This is a genomic window from Pseudomonas sp. 91RF (assembly GCF_003576265.1).
In the GTDB taxonomy this organism is placed as follows: Bacteria; Pseudomonadota; Gammaproteobacteria; order Pseudomonadales; family Pseudomonadaceae; genus Aquipseudomonas; species Aquipseudomonas kribbensis.
In genome coordinates, this window is sequence record NZ_QWFC01000032.1 from 137,115 (window position 1) to 155,314 (window position 18,200).

The 18,200-nt window shown below is 61.2% G+C and carries 16 protein-coding genes; 9 read left to right on the forward strand and 7 right to left on the reverse strand.

Features of this window, described 5'->3' with window-relative positions; all coding sequences use genetic code 11:
- The first annotated feature begins 9 nt into the window (after window positions 1-9).
- The 5 genes from DXT77_RS17650 to DXT77_RS17670 all read left to right on the forward strand — a co-directional run bounded on the left by DXT77_RS17650 (window position 10) and on the right by DXT77_RS17670 (window position 4,253).
- Complete coding sequence (locus DXT77_RS17650; RefSeq protein WP_007952772.1) at window positions 10-807, forward strand: MetQ/NlpA family ABC transporter substrate-binding protein; 798 nt, start codon at window positions 10-12, stop codon at window positions 805-807.
- Window positions 808-1,278: 471 nt separating this feature from the next.
- On the forward strand, window positions 1,279-1,944 hold the full coding sequence (locus tag DXT77_RS17655) for an amino acid ABC transporter permease (RefSeq protein ID WP_119428585.1): 666 nt from the start codon (window positions 1,279-1,281) through the stop codon (window positions 1,942-1,944).
- Window positions 1,925-2,584, forward strand: coding sequence for an amino acid ABC transporter permease (locus tag DXT77_RS17660; protein WP_119428586.1), 660 nt, complete (start codon window positions 1,925-1,927; stop codon window positions 2,582-2,584). The genes DXT77_RS17655 and DXT77_RS17660 overlap by 20 nt, the downstream gene beginning before the upstream one ends.
- Window positions 2,581-3,378, forward strand: coding sequence for an amino acid ABC transporter ATP-binding protein (locus DXT77_RS17665; protein WP_119428587.1), 798 nt, complete (start codon window positions 2,581-2,583; stop codon window positions 3,376-3,378). The genes DXT77_RS17660 and DXT77_RS17665 overlap by 4 nt, the downstream gene beginning before the upstream one ends.
- On the forward strand, window positions 3,375-4,253 hold the full coding sequence (locus tag DXT77_RS17670) for a transporter substrate-binding domain-containing protein (RefSeq protein ID WP_085733361.1): 879 nt from the start codon (window positions 3,375-3,377) through the stop codon (window positions 4,251-4,253). The genes DXT77_RS17665 and DXT77_RS17670 overlap by 4 nt, the downstream gene beginning before the upstream one ends.
- Here DXT77_RS17670 and DXT77_RS17675 read toward each other — a convergent pair.
- Window positions 4,250-5,410, reverse strand: a complete 1,161-nt coding sequence (locus DXT77_RS17675) for an AAA family ATPase (RefSeq protein ID WP_119428588.1) — start codon at window positions 5,408-5,410, stop codon at window positions 4,250-4,252. The two genes, DXT77_RS17670 and DXT77_RS17675, sit on opposite strands and share 4 nt — an antisense overlap.
- Before the next feature lie 144 nt (window positions 5,411-5,554).
- On the opposite strand from DXT77_RS17675, the gene DXT77_RS17680 reads away from it, so the two are divergent.
- The 3 genes from DXT77_RS17680 to DXT77_RS17690 are packed head-to-tail and all read left to right on the forward strand — an operon-like array spanning window position 5,555 to window position 10,763.
- On the forward strand, window positions 5,555-6,658 hold the full coding sequence (locus tag DXT77_RS17680) for an efflux RND transporter periplasmic adaptor subunit (RefSeq protein WP_119428589.1): 1,104 nt from the start codon (window positions 5,555-5,557) through the stop codon (window positions 6,656-6,658).
- Complete coding sequence (locus tag DXT77_RS17685; protein WP_119428590.1) at window positions 6,655-7,719, forward strand: efflux RND transporter periplasmic adaptor subunit; 1,065 nt, start codon at window positions 6,655-6,657, stop codon at window positions 7,717-7,719. Before DXT77_RS17680 ends, DXT77_RS17685 begins: the two co-directional genes overlap by 4 nt.
- Window positions 7,716-10,763, forward strand: a complete 3,048-nt coding sequence (locus tag DXT77_RS17690; protein WP_119428591.1) for an efflux RND transporter permease subunit — start codon at window positions 7,716-7,718, stop codon at window positions 10,761-10,763. The genes DXT77_RS17685 and DXT77_RS17690 overlap by 4 nt, the downstream gene beginning before the upstream one ends.
- A gap of 33 nt (window positions 10,764-10,796) precedes the next feature.
- On the opposite strand, the gene DXT77_RS17695 is transcribed toward DXT77_RS17690, so the two are convergent.
- Entirely contained in the window at window positions 10,797-11,423 is a 627-nt protein-coding gene (locus DXT77_RS17695) for a bifunctional 2-polyprenyl-6-hydroxyphenol methylase/3-demethylubiquinol 3-O-methyltransferase UbiG (RefSeq protein WP_119428592.1), read from the reverse strand.
- Between the two features lie 274 nt (window positions 11,424-11,697).
- Here DXT77_RS17695 and DXT77_RS17700 point away from each other — a divergent pair, with 274 nt between their 5' ends.
- Complete coding sequence (locus DXT77_RS17700) at window positions 11,698-13,017, forward strand: hypothetical protein (protein WP_147407013.1); 1,320 nt, start codon at window positions 11,698-11,700, stop codon at window positions 13,015-13,017.
- A 12-nt stretch (window positions 13,018-13,029) separates the two neighbouring features.
- Here the strand turns inward: DXT77_RS17700 and DXT77_RS17705 are convergent, their stop codons facing one another.
- From DXT77_RS17705 to DXT77_RS17725, 5 genes are read right to left on the reverse strand one after another with little or no spacing between them, the layout of a single operon-like run.
- On the reverse strand, window positions 13,030-13,674 hold the full coding sequence (locus tag DXT77_RS17705) for a methionine ABC transporter permease (protein WP_065261159.1): 645 nt from the start codon (window positions 13,672-13,674) through the stop codon (window positions 13,030-13,032).
- Window positions 13,664-14,788 (reverse strand): methionine ABC transporter ATP-binding protein, encoded by a 1,125-nt coding sequence (locus DXT77_RS17710; RefSeq protein ID WP_119428594.1) that lies wholly within the window; start codon window positions 14,786-14,788, stop codon window positions 13,664-13,666. Before DXT77_RS17710 ends, DXT77_RS17705 begins: the two co-directional genes overlap by 11 nt.
- A gap of 2 nt (window positions 14,789-14,790) precedes the next feature.
- Complete coding sequence (locus tag DXT77_RS17715; RefSeq protein ID WP_119428595.1) at window positions 14,791-15,600, reverse strand: MetQ/NlpA family ABC transporter substrate-binding protein; 810 nt, start codon at window positions 15,598-15,600, stop codon at window positions 14,791-14,793.
- A gap of 13 nt (window positions 15,601-15,613) precedes the next feature.
- Complete coding sequence (locus DXT77_RS17720; protein ID WP_119428596.1) at window positions 15,614-16,978, reverse strand: LLM class flavin-dependent oxidoreductase; 1,365 nt, start codon at window positions 16,976-16,978, stop codon at window positions 15,614-15,616.
- Window positions 16,978-18,171, reverse strand: coding sequence for an SfnB family sulfur acquisition oxidoreductase (locus DXT77_RS17725; protein ID WP_119428597.1), 1,194 nt, complete (start codon window positions 18,169-18,171; stop codon window positions 16,978-16,980). Before DXT77_RS17725 ends, DXT77_RS17720 begins: the two co-directional genes overlap by 1 nt.
- Between the last annotated feature and the right edge of the window lie 29 nt (window positions 18,172-18,200).

Here is an 18,200-nt window from a genome sequence, read left to right on the forward strand (position 1 = left end):
GGACACTGCATGAAAAAGGTTCTGTTGTTTACCGCATTGGCGGCTGCTCTGACTGCTTCCCTGGCCCAGGCCGGCGAAAAACTGGTGGTCGCCGCGACCCCGGTTCCACACGCCGAGATCCTCGAGCTGATCAAGCCGACTCTCGCCAAAGAAGGCGTGGATCTGGAAATCAAGGTCTTCACCGACTACGTTCAACCGAACGTACAGGTAGGCGAGAAGCGTCTGGACGCCAACTACTTCCAGACCCTGCCGTACCTGAACAGCTTCAACCAGGGTAAATACAAGGACGACAAGGCCAAGTACCTGGTGACCGTGCAAGGCGTGCACGTTGAACCGTTCGGTGGCTACTCGAGCAAGTACAAGACCCTGGCCGAACTGCCGGACGGCGCCACCATCGCCATTCCGAACGAAGGCAGCAACAGCGGTCGTGCGCTGATCCTGCTGCAGAAGGCTGGCCTGATCGAACTGAAAGATCCTAAAAACGCTCTGGCCACGCCGAAAGACATCGCCAAGAACCCGCACAACTTCAAGTTCAAGGAACTGGAGTCGGCCCTGTTGCCGCGGGTTCTGAAAGAAGTCGACCTGGACATGATCAACACCAACTACGCGCTGGAAGCCAAGTTGAACCCGACCAAGGACGCCCTGGTGATCGAAGGTGCCGATTCGCCTTACGTGAACTTCCTGGTCGCCCGTGAAGATAACAAGAACAGCGATGCCATCAAGAAACTGGCCGCTGCCCTGACCAGTCCGGAAGTCAAAGCGTTCATCGAGAAGAAGTACAACGGCGCGGTATTGCCGGCGTTCTGATCTGACGCAGCAACACAACCCCTTCAGGTATGAAAACGCCGATGGCCAGTGATGGTCATCGGCGTTTTTGTGTGTACAGGTGAGGGTGTCTTTAAGCTCAGGCTATCCCGGTTTTCAACGCCCGGCGCAACGCCACCAACAATTTCACGATTTCCTGCGGATCCAGTCGCTGCGGCACTTTTACGTCCATGTTCTCTTCCTTGTTATGGGTTCGGCCGGGGGAGTCTGGCCAAAAGCTGTTCGTCCTTGGAGGGCTTTTATGCAAAAAAGATCCGTCCTACAGCGCTGGGGACAATAGCCTTCCTCCTTGTTCCCGGCAAACCCGCCGATTAGTTTTTTGCGTGATATCAATATGCTTTAACGGTATTTAAATTCTTTTTCTTATACCTTTAAAGTCGGTGCCTGCCGGACAGCTACCCGCTGTCCATGGACTGCACCACCGTCGCTTACCGAGCGGCGTCAGGATGTTTCATGACCTTCGATTACGCATTTATCCTCAGCACGTTGCCGGCGTTTCTCAAAGCCGTGGGCGTGACGCTGCAGGTCGGTTTGATCGCCATTGGCACCTCGTTGCTGGTAGCGCTGCTGAACGCGACGATTCTGGTGTTTCGCACGCCTTACCTGCAAAAACTGGTCGGGCTGTATGTGGAGCTGGCGCGCAACACGCCGCTGCTGATCCAGCTGTTCTTCGTCTACTTCGCCTTGCCGGCACTGGGGATCAGGGTTTCCGGCTTCACCGCCGCGATCATCACCATGACGTTCCTCGGCGGCGCCTACCTCACCGAAGTGCTGCGCGCCGGTGTGGATGCGGTGCCCCAGGCGCAGCTTGAATCGGGCCGCTCCATCGGCCTGTCTCACGGTCAGTTGCTGCGCTACGTGATCCTGCCGCAAGCGGGGATCCTCAGCCTGCCGTCGCTGTTCGCCAATTTCATTTTCCTGCTCAAGGAGACCACCGTGGTCTCGGCCGTGGCGGTGCCGGAGATTCTCTACACCACCAAAAGCTACATCGCGCTCTACTACAAAACCTACGAAATGCTCGCCGTGCTGACGCTGATCTGCGTGCTGTTGTTCCTGCCGCTGTCGCTGCTGTTGAGCCGTCTGGAAAGGAGGCTCCAGCATGGCCAGTTCGGGTCTTGAACTGCTCTGGGTGTCGTTGCCGCAACTGGCCAAAGGCGCCGGGCAAACCCTGTCGATCTCGTTCCTGAGCATCGCCCTCAGCACCGTCGGCGGTGTGCTCTACGGCGTACTGCGCACGCTCAACGTGAAGTGGCTGAACGCGGTGCTGCGGATCTATCTGGAACTGTTCCGGGCGATTCCGGTGCTGGTCTGGTTGTACCTGCTGTTTTTCGGCCTGCCGATTTTCTTCGGCCTGAGCCTGCCGAGCTTCTGGTGCGCGGTGCTGGTGCTGTCGCTGTGGGGCGCCAGTGAGGTCGGCGAAGTGGCGCGCGGTGCGCTGCATTCGTTGCCACGCGGGCAGCGTGAAGCGGGGTTGTCTATCGGCCTGAACGCGGCGCAGCTCTACGGCTACGTGCTGCTACCCCAGGCGCTGAAACGCATGACGCCACCGACCATCAACGTCTACACGCGGATCATCAAGACCAGTTCGCTGGCGGTGCTGATCGGCGTGGTGGATGTGATCAAGGTCGGCCAGCAGATCATCGAGCGCACCTACGAATCGGTGCTGATCTACGGCGCGCTATTCCTGTTTTTCTTTTTCATCTGCTACCCGCTGTCGGCCGCCTCGCGCGTGCTGGAGCGACGCTGGACGCAAGCATGAGCGCATTGATCGAGTTTCAGGGTTTCAACAAATTCTTCGGCGAACAGCAGGTGCTCAAGGGCATCGACCTGCAAGTGAAATCCGGCGAAGTCATCGTCATCCTCGGCCCCAGCGGCTGCGGAAAAAGTACCCTGCTGCGTTGCCTCAACGGTCTGGAAGTTGCCCATGGCGGCTCTCTGAAATTCGCCGGCCGCGAGCTGCTGGACAAGGCCACCGACTGGCGCGAAGTACGTCAGCAGATCGGCATGGTGTTCCAGAGTTATCACCTGTTCCCGCACATGAGCGTGCTCGATAACTTGCTGCTCGGCCCGCTCAAGGTGCAGAAGCGCCAACGCCGCGAAGCGCAGCAACAGGCCGAAGCGTTGCTCGAGCGCGTCGGCCTGCTGGAGAAACGCGATGCCTTCCCGCGCCAGCTCTCCGGCGGCCAGCAGCAACGTATCGCCATCGTCCGTTCGTTGTGCATGAACCCGCGAGTGATGCTCTTCGATGAAGTCACCGCCGCCCTCGACCCGGAGATGGTCAAGGAAGTGCTGCAAGTGATTCAGGACCTGGCCCGCGAAGGCATGACCCTGTTGATCGTCACCCACGAAATGGCCTTCGCCCGCGCGGTGGCCGACCGCATCGTGTTCATGGATGCCGGGCGCATCCTCGAACAGAACCCGCCCGAGCTTTTCTTTACGAACCCGCAAACCGCACGCGCGCAGCAGTTCCTGGAGAAGTTCTCCTACGTCGAAGCCCTGCCTTCAACGACTTCGTCCACAACGTCTCAAACCAAGGAACCGGAACTGCCATGAAAACTGCCAAAGCCCTGTTTGCATTACCGCTGATCAGCCTCGCGTTGCTGGCCGGCTGCAACAAGACCGAAGAACCGGCCAAGCCGAAAGTCGCCAGCGAAAGCACTGCGCCGGCGGGTTACCTGGACAAGATCAAGGCCCGCGACAAACTGATTGTCGGCGTGTTCACCGACAAACCGCCGTTCGGCTTCGTTAATGAAGCCGGGCGCTATGTCGGCTTCGATACCGACATCGGTCGTCAATTCGCCAAGGATCTGCTGGGCGATGAAAACAAGGTCGAGTTCGTGGCCGTGGAGCCGGCGAGCCGCATTCCGTTCCTGCAAAGCGACAAGGTCGACCTGATCCTCGCCAACATGACCGTGACTCCGGAGCGCAAGGAAGCGGTGGAATTCACCAACCCGAATCTCAAGGTCGCGGTGCAGGCGCTGGTGCCGCAGGGCAGCGACGTGAAGAAGCTGGATGACCTGGCGACCCGCACCACCATCGTCACCACCGGCACCACCGCCGATATCTGGCTGACCAAGAACCACCCGGACTGGAAACTGCTGAAGTTCGAGAAAAACTCCGAGTCCCTCCAAGCCCTGGCCAACGGTCGTGGCGATGCCTACGCCCAGGACAATCTGGTGTTGTTCAGCTGGGCCAAGCAGAACCCGGGCTACCGCGTGCTGGATGAAAAACTCGGCGCCGAAGCCCCGATTGCACCGGCGGTGAAGAAGGGCAACATCGAATTGCGCGACTGGGTGAATGCGGAGTTGGCCAAGCTTGGCGAAGAGAAATATCTGCTCAAGCTGTATGACCAGTATGTGCGTAAAGAACTGAGTGATGACACCAAGCCTGAGAGTGTGATCGTCGAAGGCGGGAAGTGGCAGGGCTAATCAGGCCAATTCCACGCCGGCTCATCCAGCACCCTCTGCCCGACAACGCCTGTCTGGCCGAGGGTCTTCTCCAGCACGATGCAATTGCATTCCTCATCTTCCTGCAACGCCGAAATCAATCGCCGTGCATGTGAAACCACCCATACCTGACACTCCTGCGATGCGCGAATGATCAACCGCGCCAGCGCCGGCAACAGATCCGGATGCAGACTGGTTTCCGGTTCGTTCAGCACCATCAGCGAAGGCGGGCGCGGCGTCAGCAGCGCGGCGACCAGCAGCAGATAACGCAACGTGCCATCCGACAATTCCGCCGCCGACAATGGCCTCAACAACCCTTCCTGAAAGAACTCGATGGCAAAGCGTCCGCCCGCCAGCGGCGCGATGTTCAGCCGTGCGCCGGGAAACGCGTCGCTGATCGCCGCCTGCAATGCCTCTGGATCACCGATCTCGATGATGGTGCGCAACGCCGCCGCCAGATCGCGGCCGTCGTGATGCAGCACCGGCGTGCGCGTGCCCAGTTGCGGCTGGCGCACCGGGGCGTCGGCGTCGCTGCGAAAGTGATCGTAGAAGCGCCAACGGCGGATGAACTCGCGCATCTGGAACACTTCCGGCGAAGTGCGCAGGCTGCCGACCTGATCGAACAGGCTGTCGAAGTTCGGCGTGTGCTGCGCCAGCACGTCCCAGCTGCGACCCTCGCGGGTACGGATCATCGGCCCGTCGCGATCCACCAGCAGACTGGCCGGCCGATACAGCGGCCCGGCCCAGATGCATTCCTTTTTGATTTCCGGGTCGAGGGAAAAGAACGAAAGGCTCGGTTCGGGCAAGCCCAGCGCAATCGAATAACTGAAATCCTCCCCGGCAAAACCCAGCCTCAGACGTTTCACGCCCTGGCGCACGGTGGACTGGATCGGCACCTCACCATTGCGCATGCGCCGGCTGATGGTTTCCGGCCCGGCCCAGAACGTCGACTCCAGCCCGCCTTCGCGAGCCAGTGCATTGACCACGCCGCCCTGAGCGGTTTCCGCCAGCAGGCGCAGCGCCCGGTAGAGGTTGGATTTGCCGCTGCCGTTGGGGCCGGTGATCAGGTTCAGCCGACCCAGTGGAATCACCAATTTATTGATCGAGCGGTAATTGGCCACCGCGAGGGTCTTGAGCATGAAAATCCTTCCTGGGTGCTCTGGAAACCGGCTCAGGATACCTGCTGCACATAAATGCATATATCGCCCGGACGAAGGTTGAACCCTGTTCTAAGCTCACAGTCGTATCGTCACTTGCACGTTCGTACACAGGAAGGAGTCTGCATGGCGAGTCCCGGATTGAAAACAGCCGCCCTGTTGGGCCTGCTCGCTTTGCTCGCCGCCTGCGGCGAAAAAAAGGCGCCCCAGGAGTATCTGCCGCGCGTCTTCGTGCAAGAGGTCAAGCCTGCGGACTTCGCGGCGTCGGTGACCCTCACCGGCGATGTTCAGGCCAGGGTGCAGACCGAATTGTCGTTCCGGGTCGGCGGCAAGATCATCCAGCGCATGGTCGATGTCGGTGACCGCGTCTCGGCCAAACAAGTGCTGGCCAAACTCGATCCCAAGGACTTGCAGACCAACGTCGACTCCGCCCAGGCCCAGGTGCTGGCCGAGCAGGCGCGGGTCAAACAGAGCGCTGCCGCGTTCGTCCGCCAGCAAAAACTGTTGCCCAAGGGCTACACCAGCCAGAGCGAATACGATTCCGCGCAAGCGGCATTGCGCAGCAGCCAGAGTGCGTTGAGCGCGGCTCAGGCGCAGTTGGCCAACGCCAAGGATCAACTGAGTTACACCGCGCTGATCGCCGATGCACCGGGCATCATCACCCAGCGTCAGGCCGAAGTCGGCCAAGTGGTGCAGGCCACGGCGCCGATCTTCAGCCTCGCCCGGGACGGCGATCGCGACGCGGTGTTCAACGTGTACGAATCACTTTTGGCAGAGCGGCCGGCAGAGCGTTCGATCGTCGTCAGCCTGCTCGACAATCCCGCCATCAAGACCACTGGCACCGTGCGCGAAATCACCCCGGCAGTGTCGGCGCAGTCCGGCACGGTGCAGGTCAAGGTCACCCTCGACAGCCTGCCCCAGGGCATGCAGCTTGGCTCGGTGGTCAGTGCCACCGCCAAGGGCAGCGGCAAATCGGCAGTGGAATTGCCGTGGTCGGCCCTGACCAAGAACATCAGCGAACCGGCGGTATGGATGGTCGACGACAAGGGTGAGGCGCAACTGCACAACGTCACCGTCGGCCGCTACCTGACCGGCCACGTGATCATCAGCGAAGGGCTCAAGGGCGGCGAAAAAGTCATCGTTGCCGGTGGGCAGTTGCTGCATCCGGGGATGAAAGTCGAGATCGCCGAGAACACCTACAAGGAACTGCAACCGGGAGCACAGCCATGAAGCCTTTGTGGGGGATGTCTGTCGGGCTGCTGCTGGTTGCCTGTTCCAAGAGCGAGCCACCGCCCGAACCGGTGCGGCCGGTGCTGTCGATCAAGGTCCAAGCGCTGAACGAGGAAACCCTCGGTCGTTTCGCCGGCAGCATTCAGGCGCGCTACGAGAGCAACACCGGTTTCCGCGTCGGCGGACGCATTGCCAGTCGTAACGTCGACGTGGGTGCCGAGGTGGAGAAGGGCACCTTGCTCGCCACCCTCGACCCGTCCGACCAGCAGAACCAGTTGCGCTCGGCCCAGGGCGATCTGGCGAAAGTCGAAGCACAACTGATCAACGCCCAGGCCAACGCCCGGCGTCAGCAGGCGCTGTTCGATCGCGGGGTCGGCGCCCAGGCGCAACTGGACATCGCCACCACCGATCTGAAAACCACCCAGGCATCCCTCGACCAGGCGCGGGCGGCAGTCAACCAGAGCAAGGATCAGCTCGGCTATACCGAACTGCGCTCCGACCACAAAGCCGTGGTCACCGCGTGGAATGCCGAGGCCGGTCAGGTGGTCACCGCCGGGCAGCAAGTGGTGACACTGGCGCAACCGGACATCAAGGAAGCGGTGATCGATCTGCCGGACACGCTGGTCGATCAGATTCCCAGCGACGTGGTGTTTCTGGTGGCCGCGCAACTTGATCCGAGCATCAACACCACCGCCGTCATCCGTGAGATCGAACCACAGGCGCAAAGCGCCACGCGCACCCGTCGTGCCCGCTTGACCCTGGCCAGCACGCCGCCCGGATTCCGCCTCGGCACGGCAATCAGCGTGACCCTCAGTTCGGCGATCAAACCGCGAATCGAATTGCCTGCGACAGCCTTGCAGGAGGCCGACGGCAAAACACGGATCTGGGTGATCGACCCGCAAAGCAAAACCGTTGCCCCGCGCGACGTCAGCGTGACCAGCCGCACCGACAGCACCGTGGTGCTGGCGGGCGGGGTCAAGTCCGGCGAGCGTGTGGTCAGCGCCGGCGTCAACAGCCTCAAACCCGGACAAGCCGTGAAACTCGACGAGGACAGTCAATGAAAGGGTCTTTCAATCTCTCGGAATGGGCCCTCAAGCATCAGTCGTTTGTCTGGTACCTGATGTTCGTCGGGCTGCTGATGGGGGTGTTCTCGTACTTCAATCTGGGGCGCGAGGAAGACCCGTCGTTCACCATCAAGACCATGGTGATCCAGACCAAGTGGCCGGGCGCGACCCAGGAGGAAACGCTCAAACAGGTCACCGACCGCATCGAGAAAAAACTCGAAGAGCTCGATTCCCTCGACTACGTGAAAAGCTACACGCGCCCCGGCGAATCCACGGTCTACGTGTACCTGCGCGACACCACCAGTGCCAAGGACATTCCGGAAATCTGGTACCAGGTGCGCAAGAAGATCGATGACATTCGCGGCCAGTTTCCCCAAGGGATTCAAGGGCCGGGATTCAACGATGAGTTCGGTGACGTGTTCGGCTCGGTCTACGCGTTCACCGCCGACGGCCTGACGATGCGGCAACTGCGCGATTATGTGGAACAGGCGCGCGCCGAGATTCGCAACGTGCCGGGGCTGGGCAAGATCGAGATGGTCGGCCAGCAGGATGAAGTGATCTACCTGAACTTTTCCACCCGCAAACTGGCGGCGCTGGGCATCGATCAACGGCAAGTGGTGCAGAGCCTGCAATCGCAGAACGCCGTGACCCCGGCGGGTGTGATCGAGGCCGGACCCGAGCGGATTTCGGTGAGAACCTCCGGGCAGTTTGCCTCGGAAAAGGACCTGGCCGAGGTCAATCTCAAACTCAATGACCGCTTCTATCGTCTGGCCGACATCGCTGAAATCAGCCGGGGTTACGTCGACCCGGCGACCCCGGAGTTCCGCTTCGACGGCAAACCGGCCATCGGCCTGGCAATCGCCATGCAGAAGGGCGGCAACGTCCAGGCCTTTGGTAAGGCGCTGCACGCGCGCATCGATCAACTGACCGCCGACTTGCCGGTAGGCGTTGGCGTGCACACCGTTTCCGATCAGGCAGTGGTGGTGGAAGAAGCCGTCGGCGGCTTCACCAGCGCGCTGTTCGAGGCAGTGGTGATCGTGTTGGTGGTGAGCTTTATCAGCCTCGGCGTGCGGGCCGGGCTGGTGGTGGCGTGCTCGATCCCGTTGGTGCTGGCGATGGTGTTCGTGTACATGGAGTACAGCGGCATCACCATGCAGCGGATTTCCCTCGGAGCACTGATCATCGCCCTCGGGCTGCTGGTGGACGACGCGATGATCACCGTGGAGATGATGGTCACGCGCCTGGAAATGGGCGAGACCAAGGAGCAGGCGGCGACGTTCGCCTACACCTCCACGGCGTTCCCGATGCTCACCGGCACGCTGGTGACCGTGGCCGGTTTTGTGCCCATCGGACTCAACGCCAGCTCCGCCGGTGAGTACACCTACACGTTGTTTGCGGTGATCGCGGTGGCGATGATCGTGTCATGGATTGTGGCGGTGTTCTTCGCGCCGGTGATCGGCGTGCACATCCTCAGCACCAACGTGAAGCCCCACGAAGCCGAGCCGGGGCGTATCGGGCGAGCGTTCAACGGCGGTCTGCTGTGGTGCATGCGCAATCGCTGGTGGGCCATCGGCATAACGGTGCTGTGCTTTGTCCTGGCGGTGTTCTGCATGCGTTTCGTGCAGAACCAGTTTTTTCCGTCTTCCGACCGCCCGGAAATCCTGGTCGACCTGAACCTGCCGCAAAACGCCTCAATCGATGAAACACGCAAGGCCGTCGACAAGCTCGAAGCCACGCTCAAGGGCGACCCGGACATCGTGCGCTGGAGCACTTACATCGGTCAGGGTGCAATCCGTTTCTACCTGCCGCTGGATCAGCAACTGCAGAACCCGTACTACGCGCAACTGGTGATCGTCAGCAAAGACTTCAAGGCCCGCGAAGCCTTGAGTCAGCGCCTGCGTGATCGCCTGCGCAAGGATTTCGTCGGCATCGGCAGCTACGTGCAGGCCCTGGAAATGGGCCCGCCGGTGGGGCGCCCGATCCAGTACCGGGTCAGCGGCAAGGACATCGATCAGGTGCGCAAACACGCCATCGACCTGGCCACCGAACTGGACAAGAGCCCGCACATCGGCGAGATCATTTACGACTGGAACGAGCCCGGCAAAGTCCTGCGTATCGACATCGCCCAGGACAAGGCGCGTCAGCTCGGTCTGTCCTCGGAGGATGTGGCCAACCTGATGAACAGCATTGTCAGTGGCTCGCCGCTGACCCAGGTCGATGACGATATCTACCTGGTCAACGTGGTCGGGCGGGCGGTGGATTCCGAACGCGGTACACCGGAAACACTGCAGAATCTGCAGATCGTCACGCCCAACGGCACATCGATTCCGCTGCTGGCCTTCGCCACCGTGCGTTATGAACTGGAGCAGCCGCTGGTGTGGCGTCGCGACCGTCTGCCGACCATCACCATCAAGGCTTCGGTGCGCGACGAAATCCAGCCGACCGATCTGGTGAAAGTCCTCAAGCCGACCATCGATGACTTCGCCGCCAAACTGCCGGTGGGTTACAAGGTCGCTACCGGCGGTACGGTCGAGGAAAGCGGCAAGGCCCAGGGGCCGATTGCCAAGGTCTTGCCGCTGATGCTGTTCCTGATGGCGACCTTCCTGATGATCCAGTTGCACAGTGTGCAGAAGCTGTTTCTGGTGGCCAGTGTCGCGCCGCTGGGGCTGATCGGCGTGGTGCTGGCGCTGGTGCCGACCGGTACGCCGATGGGCTTCGTGGCGATCCTCGGGATTCTGGCGCTGATCGGTATCATCATCCGCAACTCGGTGATCCTCGTGACACAAATCGAGGAGTTCGAGCACAAGGGCTACTCGCCCTGGGATGCGGTGGTGGAAGCCACCGAGCACCGGCGCCGGCCGATTCTGCTGACTGCTGCGGCGGCGAGCATGGGCATGATCCCGATCGCCCGGGAGGTGTTCTGGGGGCCGATGGCCTACGCGATGATCGGCGGGATTGTGGTGGCGACCTTGCTGACGCTTCTGTTCCTGCCGGCGCTGTATGTGGCCTGGTACAAGATTCGCGAGCCGAAGAAAAACTAGATCAAAGCTTCCCTCACCCTTGGGTGAGGGGAGTCAGATCTTGCGCCAGACACTCGCCAGCCACGGCTGCTGCTCCCGCGGCAGCCCCGCCGGCCGGAAGTAATGCTCCAGCTCGACGAACCCGGCAGCGGTCAACAACCCGCGCCACGCCTCCAGATCGTGATACGAGCCATAACGCGGCCCGTTCCAGCCTTCACGGTTATCCCCACGCGGGTTGGAACTGAACAACACCCCACCCGGCTTCAGTGTCCCGTGCAACTGCTTCAAAACCCGTGGCAATTCCTGCAACGGCACATGGAACAGTACCGCGTTGGCGAAGATCCCGTCGAAGCGTGCTGTCGGCAGATCCAGCTTCAGAAAATCCTGGCACCACACTTCACAGCCACTGTCCTCCCGGGCCATCTGCGCGAATTTTTCCGCACCGTCGAGGCCGACAGCGACATGGCCCATACGGGTAAAGGTCTGCAAATCCCGGCCCGGCCCACAGCCGAAATCGAGAATGGAAAACGGCGCTTCGCCCTGAATATGCCGCAGCAGGGCGTCGATGTTCTGGCTGACATCGTGGTCGCGGGTGCCTTCACGAAAGTCCTCGGCCACCGAGTTGTAGTGGCCGAGGGTGGTGGCGGTGATTTGCTCAAGGTCGGTGGGGGTCTGTTTCATGGTCGGGGCGCGGTGGGAGGTGGGTCTGGCCAATATACGCCATACCGGATCAGTCCCGTGCGCGGGTGGTAACCATTTACCGCACCGAGCGATCCGGTAACAGTTGAAATAGCGACTTTGCGACAGACGACTGTCGCCATACCGACCCATTCAGCACGGCTTCTTCAAAGCAGGATTTCCTATGGTCAACGGTCGTAAGTCACCTCTCACTTCATCACCCAATCGTCTTGCGACAGACCCGGTGCCGAGCCTCAAACGGCCCGGTGACATAGCCATGACTCAAGCTCCAGAGATCAAGGTCGCGCGGCTTGTTCTGTCGTTGGAACAGGCAATGCCGTTAACTTCCGATGTGGGCATCACTGTCACCGGAATGCCCGCGATAGAAAGTGCTTCCATCCGGTCCGTGGTGAGGTCGCTTGAAAACTATCGCCTGAGGCTGCCTCTCCATCTGCCGGTCGCGGATGGCCATGGCATCAGGCGATTCAAGGGACGCGAATTCGTTGACGTCGCTCCGGGCGAGATCGTGCAGGTCCGGCAGGATGCGACCACGGGTGAGTACCGGGCGACGCTTCCAGTCGAGTCGACTGCGTCGGGGCCGACGCTGGTCCTGGATCCCCGGACGATGCTGTGGGGAGCCGAACAGATGTCGATTCCGGGAGAGATCGATAACGTCATGAGTGCTCGACCCCATCCGGATCTGACTGATCACAAGCCCTCAATGGCCACGGAGGCTGCAATTGAGCCCGGTAGGCTTTACGAAGGCCGGGATGATGTGTTCGAACGTCGAGCTTCACGCACCGTGGAGATCGTTGCACGTGGAATAAGTCAATTTGGTCCACAGCACTCGGCCATACTGCGTGCGGAACTGAGCGCCACGCACCGGATCTTCTCCGATGCAGGCAATGGACTCGCTGCGAACTACGTTGAGGCCGGAAGCATTTTCCAGGGATATTTCGGCAAGCATCATGCGCTCGTCAGAGCGCAGCTCGCCGATTGCCTGTCGCGAGGCGAGGCGCTCTCAACGGAGTATCAGGGACCGTGGGGACAGGACAAATTCGTGGGAGTGAAATTTGACCAGGATCGCAGGGCGTGGATGTACTCGATCGATTTTCATGGTCGGTTCTTTATCAGTTTGAATCACCTTGAGGAGGGTAATTTTGCGGCCGTTCTGGGTCATGAAATGCTCCATACGAACAGAATCAACCGATTCAAGAGCGTTGGGCCCGGCGCACTGGATTTCTTCTATCTGGATGCGCGTATGGGAAATGCACTGGATCGTCCTGTGCCTGTTTACGACATCCCTGAGCGAGGTGTTTCCGAAGCCATCATGCAGGGAGGCATGACGGTGGCCTATCTGGAGGGATTCACGAGCGACCACAGCAGTTTCACGAACGGAGTCAGAGACGGTCTGGGGCTCTCCGGAAAGCTGGATGTCCAGGCGGCCGTCGACCTGTTCAACGTCATCCCGTCCCTTCGGACATGGATGGCCTCGAGAAATGCCGACAGCATCATTTATGCCGCGAAAAGCATGCAGGCGCTGCACCAGGCCAGAACAGCCGATAGCCAATTGCTGATCGGTCTGTTGGAGAGCTGATACAGGGCCCGGTTATCGCTTGTTCAACCCTCGCGCCAGACGGTCGCCGCCCAGCTGAATCACCGCCACCAGCGCCACCAGCAGCACGATCACAGTCAGCATGATCTGGCTGTCGAAGCGCTGATAGCCGTAGCGATAGGCAATGTCGCCCAGACCGCCGGCACCAATCGCTCCGGCCATCGCCGATGAGTTGATCATCGTCACCAGCGTGATGGTGAACCCGCCAACGATGCCCGGCAGCGCTTCGGGCAACAACACGTGCCAGACGATGTGCCAGCGCCGGCAGCCCATGGCTTGCGCGGCTTCGATCAAGCCGTGGTCGACTTCGCGCAGGCTCACTTCGGCAATCCGCGCGAAGAACGGCGTAGCCGCGATGGTCAACGGCACGACCGCCGCCCACACACCGTATGTGGTGCCGACGATCAGCCGGGTGAACGGAATCAGCGCAACCATCAGGATCAGAAACGGAATCGAGCGAAACAGGTTCACGAACGCCCCCAATGCACGATTCAGCACCGGCGCTTCGTAGATGCCGCCCTTGTCGCTGGTGACCAGAATCACCGCCATGGGAATCCCCGCCAGCAGCGCGATCAGCGATGACACGCCGACCATCAGAAACGTGTCGATAAACCCCTGCAGCAAGCGATCAAACCACATAACCCAGCACCTCCGTGCGTTGTGCCCACTGGCCGGCACGCTGACGCAACTCCTCGGCGTTCAGCTTTGATCCCGCCACTGCCAGCAGCAATTGCCCAAGCGCGTGGCCCTGAATCCGTTCCACGCCGCCCTGGAGCAATTTCACCCGGCCACCGAGGGCGGCGAACAGTGCGGCCAGATCCGGTTCGTCCTGCTGGCTGCCGGTGAACTGCAAACGCAGCACCACGGCTGTATCGGACGACGACGGTTGTGCCTGCAAACGGTTTTGCAATTCTTCGGGCAAGGTGTGTTGCAGCGGCGCGAGCAAGGTCTGGCTGACCTCATGCTGCGGATTGCCGAACACTTCCCAGACCGGGCCCTGTTCGACGATGCGGCCATGTTCCAGCACGACGACGCGGTCGCAGATCTCGCGGATCACGGCCATCTCATGAGTGATCAGCACGATGGTCAGGCCCAGGCGTTTGTTGATCTCGCGCAGCAGGCCGAGGATCGACTGTGTGGTTTCCGGGTCGAGAGCCGAGGTGGCTTCGTCGCAGAGCAGAATGTCCGGGTCGTGTACCAGCGCGCGGGCAATGCCGACGCGCTGTTTCTGCCCGCCGGACAATTGCGCCGGATAGGCCTTGTGCTTGGCTTGCAGGCCCACCAGTTCCAGCAGTTCGCTAACCTTTTTCTCCCGCTGCTCCTTCGGGACGCCGGCGACTTTCAGCGGCAGTTCGACGTTCTGCCACACCGTTTTTGCCGACATCAGGTTGAAGTGCTGGAAGATCATGCCGATCCGCCGACGCAGGGCGACGAGGCGATCCTCGTCGTACTCGCCGATGTCCACTTGATCGATCAGCACCCGGCCCGAGGTCGGTTGTTCGAGGCGGTTGATGGTGCGGATCAGCGACGACTTGCCCGCGCCGCTGCGACCGATGATGCCGAACACTTCTCCGTGCTGGATCGCCAGGTCGATGCCCTGCAGGGCGGCGACCGGGCCTTGCTTGCCTTCGTAGGTTTTGCCGAGGCCGACGAAGCGCACATGGGCGCGGTTCAGTTCGGGATGCAGCTCGGTGCGCTGTGCAAGCGCGGGTGGCTCTGGAAGATCCAGTCGCCGTTGGATAGCAGCGGTCATCCTCAGCTTTCCCAACCGGCCTGGTACAGCTTGCCGTGGGCCTTATCCAGCGCGGCGCGAACGGCCGGCGAATGCTGGTAGATGTCGACGAACTTGATCAGGCGCGGATCGGTTTTGCTCTTCGGCTGGATCACGAACTGGATCACGTATTCCTTGTGATCCAGGCCATCGAACAGCAGGGCGGAGCCGGCATCGAACGTCTTCGCCAGACGAATGTAGGCCGGGTAGCCCTGGACCAGGTCGGCATCGTCATATGCGCGCACCAGTTGCACGGCTTCGACCTGGAGGATCTTGATCTTCTTCGGATTGGCGACGATGTCGTCTTCGGTGGCCTTGTAGCCGACGCCCGGTTTCAGGGTTATCAAACCGGCCTTGGCCAGCAGTTGCAGACCGCGTCCGCTGTTGATCGGATCGTTGGCGATGGCGACGCTGGCGCCTTCCGGCAACTCGTCGAAGCTTTTGTATTTCTTCGAGTACAGGCCGACGTTGTTGATGATCCCCGGGGCGAACGGCACCAGGTCGAAACCGGAGGCGGCCTTGGCGTTTTCCAGGAACGGGATGTGCTGGAAGTAGTTCACGTCGATGTCGCCGGCGGCGAGGCTGACGTTCGGCGCGATCCAGTCGGTGAACTCCACCAGCTCGACTTTCAGGCCTTGTTTGGAAGCCTCTTCGACGGCCGCTTCCAGCGGGATCGCGAAGGCGGCGGTGGTGCCGATTTTCAACGGCGCGTCGGCGGCGAACACTGCCGAGCTGAACAGGCCGAAGGCCAGGGCCAGTGCTTTGACTGGGTGGGACAGGAACTTCTTGGTCATGGTGGTTTTCCAGTCAGTGCGAGGAGGTGTGTCGGTAGTGGGCGCCGGTGTGTTGCTGCGGCAGATGCGCTTCGCCGTGAAACAGTTTTTCCCGCAGGCTGCCGGTGTCGTACGCGGTCTTGTACGACCCGCGCCGTTGCAGTTCCGGAATCACCCGATCGATGAAATCCACATAGCTTTCCGGGGTGACGATTCGGGTCAGGTTGAAGCCGTCGAGGCCGGTCTCGGCGATCCACGATTCCAGTTCATCCGCCACTTGCTGCGGCGAACCGACCACGGTGATGTAGCGTCCGCCCAAGGCGTGCTGGTCGAGCAATTTGCGCCGGGTCCAGTCGTTGTTCTGCAGGTTTTTGGTGGCGGACTGGATCGCGTTGCTCTTCACGTACTGGATCGGTTCGTCGATTTCATATTGGGAAAAATCGATCCCGGTGGACGCCGAGAAATGCGCCACGCCGGCTTCGGCACTGGCGTAGCTGAGGTACTCGGCATGCTTGGCCCAGGCCGCTTCCTCGGTCTCGCCGACGATCACGTTCAGGCCCATGAACACCTTGATGTCTTCGGGATTGCGCCCCGCCTCGACGGCGCTGGCGCGGACCTTGTCTACCTGAACCTTGGTCGACGGCTTGTTCTGACCGCTGATGAACACGCATTCGGCATGACGCCCGGCGAACAGCAGACCGCGCTCCGAACTGCCGGCCTGGAACAGCACCGGCGTGCGCTGCGGCGACGGCTCGCACAGGTGATAACCCTCGACCTGATAGAACTCGCCCTTGTGCTCGACCTTGTGCACCTTGCCCGGCTGCGCGTAGATCCGCTGCTGCGGATCGTTGAGCACCGCACCGTTTTCCCAGCTGCCTTCCCAGAGTTTGTAGAGCACTTCGAGGTACTCGTCGGCCTGGTCGTAACGCCGGTCATGCTCGACCTGCTCACTCAGGCCCATGGCCTTGGCGGCGCTGTCCAGGTAACCGGTGACGATGTTCCAGCCCACCCGCCCACGGCTCAGGTGATCGAGGGTCGACATGCGCCGGGCGAACAGATAGGGCGGCTCGTAGGTGAGGTTGGCGGTCAGGCCGAAACCCAGATTTTTCGTCACCGCGGACATGGCAGACACCAGCAACAACGGGTCGTTGACCGGCAGCTGGATCGACTCTTTCAGGGTGACGTCCACCGAGTTCTGATAGACGTCGTACACACCGACGATGTCGGCGATGAACAGCCCGTCGAACAGCCCGCGCTCCAGCAACTGCGCCAGTTCGGTCCAGTATTCGATGGTTTTGTATTGGGTCGAGGTGTCGCGAGGATGTGTCCACAACCCGTGGTTGATGTGGCCGATGCAGTTCATGTTGAACGCATTGAGCAGAATCTTTTTCTTGCTCATCAGATGGTCCCTCGCAGCGGAGGGTTTTCATCGTTGAGGTAGTAATTGCCCACTGCGTGATATTTCCAGCGCACCGGGTCGTGCAGGGTGTGCACCCGGGCGTTGCGCCAGTGACGGTCGAGGCCGTGTTCGATCAGGGTGGCCTGGCTGCCGGCCAGTTCGAACAGGGTGCTGCCGGCGGCCAGGGAGATTTCGGTGCTGATCGCCCGTGCTTCGGCGACGGCAATCGAGGCTGCCGCCACCGTTTCGGCGGTGGTCTCGGCCTGGGCTGCATCGAGGAATTCGCCGGCGCGCTCGAGCAAGGCTTCGGTGGCGTGCAGGCGGATACTCAGGTGGCCGAAGCTCTTGAGGGTCAGCGGATCTTCGGTGGCCTTGTCGTTACCCGAATCGATCCACGGCCGGGTCTTGCTGCGCACGAAGTGCAATGCATCTTCGTAGGCGGCGCGGGCGATGCCGGTGTCGATGGCGGCGTGAAGAATCTGCGCCAGCGGGCCGACGGTGGTCGGACGCTCGAAAGCGCTCTGGAACGGGATCACGTCTTCGGCGGTGACATATACGTCTTCGAACACCACCGAACCGCTGCCGGTGGTGCGCTGACCGAAGCCGCTCCAGTCGTCGATCACGGTCAGGCCTTTGCTGTCGCGAGGGACGAAGGCCAGTTGCTGTACGCCGTCTTCATCGACCACCGAAGTCGGGATGCGCTGCGCGTAAATCGCACCGGTTGCATAGAACTTGCGGCCGTTGATGCGATAACCGCTGCCGTCACGTCTGAGGCTGGTGACGCGGTCGTGGGCAGTCTTGGTGCCCAGTTCTGCCAAGGCGTTGCCGAAGCGCTGACCGGCGAGGACTTCGGCGTACAGACGTTGTTTCTGCTCGTGGCTGCCGTTCACCCGCAGCACTTCGAGGGCATAGAAATGGTTCTGCGGAATCTGCCCGAGCGAGCCATCAGCCCGGGCGATCAGGGCGATGACTTTGGCCAGGGTCACGTTGGACACGCCGGCGCCGCCGTACTCCTTGGGGACGCTGATGCCCCACAGGCCGGAGCGGGAAAACACGTCGAGCTCCGGCAGCGGCAAGCGGCGTTCACGGTCGCGCAGGTTGCTGTCGCGCTGGAAGTCTTCGGCCAGGTCGCTGGCGACGATCAGGGCTTGCTCGTCGCTGGTGATGACCGCGACGGGATGGGAAAGAGTCATGTGTTTCTCCAGAGATCTGGTCAAAAGTG